The following is a 933-nucleotide window of genomic DNA, read 5'->3' as shown; positions in this document are numbered from 1 at the left end:
CGGAAGAATAGGCGGCATCATCCACTCCGCCTCGCCCCGAGCGCCCGCCATGAAAACCTGTCTGATTGTGATCGAYGCCCAGGAGTCGTTCCGCCAGCGCGCCTACTGGAACGAAAGCCAGGCCGCCCCCTACTTCGCCGCGCAGAACGCGCTGATCGAAGGCTGCGCCGCCGCSGGCCTGCCGGTCGTGCGGGTCTTCCACACCGACGAGCCTTCCGACGCCGGCAACCCCTTCGCGGTCGAATCGGGCCATGTGCGCCCCATCGGCGGGCTGGCCGCCTTCGACGCCGCCGCCACCTTCACCAAGCACCGCCACAGCGCGCTGGTCAACAGCGGGCTGGACGTGTGGCTGACGCAGAACGGCATCGGCCGGCTGATCGTGAGCGGCATCCGCACCGAGCAGTGCTGCGAGACCACCACCCGCCACGCTTCCGACCTGGGCTGGGAGGTCGACTACGTGACCGACGCCACCCTCACCTTCGACATGAAGCATCCCGACGGCAGCCCGCTCGCCGCCGCCGACATCAAGGCCCGCACGGCCGCCGTGCTGCATGGCCGGTTCGCCACCGTCTGCACCGTGGCGCAGGCGCTGGAACGGGCGGTGGCATGAGCGACAGCACCGGCCTGCGCGTGCTGATCCTCGCCTTCGACGGCGTGGAGGCGCTGGACTTCGCCGGCCCCTACGAGGTGTTCACCACCGCGAGCCGGGTCAGCCAGCGGATGCGGCCGGGTTCGGCGGCACCGTTCGAGGTCGCCTCGGTAGCGCTCGCCGCCGCTGGCCAGCCCGTACATCCCCATCTCCTCAATTCAGTTACCAATTACCACTTTGTAAGTCTGAGGATTGTACTAATTGACACGAAATAATGAGACTGATGAATGCCAAGATCAAAAATAAGGATGTCGAAGGATATTAAAAGTACTATGCCAGAATTA

Annotated in this window: 2 protein-coding genes; both read left to right on the top strand. The window is 65.3% G+C overall.

Annotated features, from left to right (window positions below):
• Positions 1–610: cysteine hydrolase family protein (locus FCR06_RS32125; RefSeq protein WP_223280412.1), on the top strand; the 610-nt coding region annotated here is incomplete at its 5' end.
• Positions 607–864, top strand: coding sequence for a hypothetical protein (locus FCR06_RS32120; RefSeq protein ID WP_223280411.1), 258 nt, complete (start codon positions 607–609; stop codon positions 862–864). The genes FCR06_RS32125 and FCR06_RS32120, both read left to right, overlap by 4 nt.
• Positions 865–933 lie beyond the last annotated feature (69 nt).

This window comes from Nostoc sp. PA-18-2419, assembly GCF_005869855.1.
GTDB lineage: Bacteria > Cyanobacteriota > Cyanobacteriia > Cyanobacteriales > Nostocaceae > Nostoc.
Note: the sequence above shows the minus strand (reverse complement) of the source record. Positions and strands in the feature narration are given on the sequence as shown.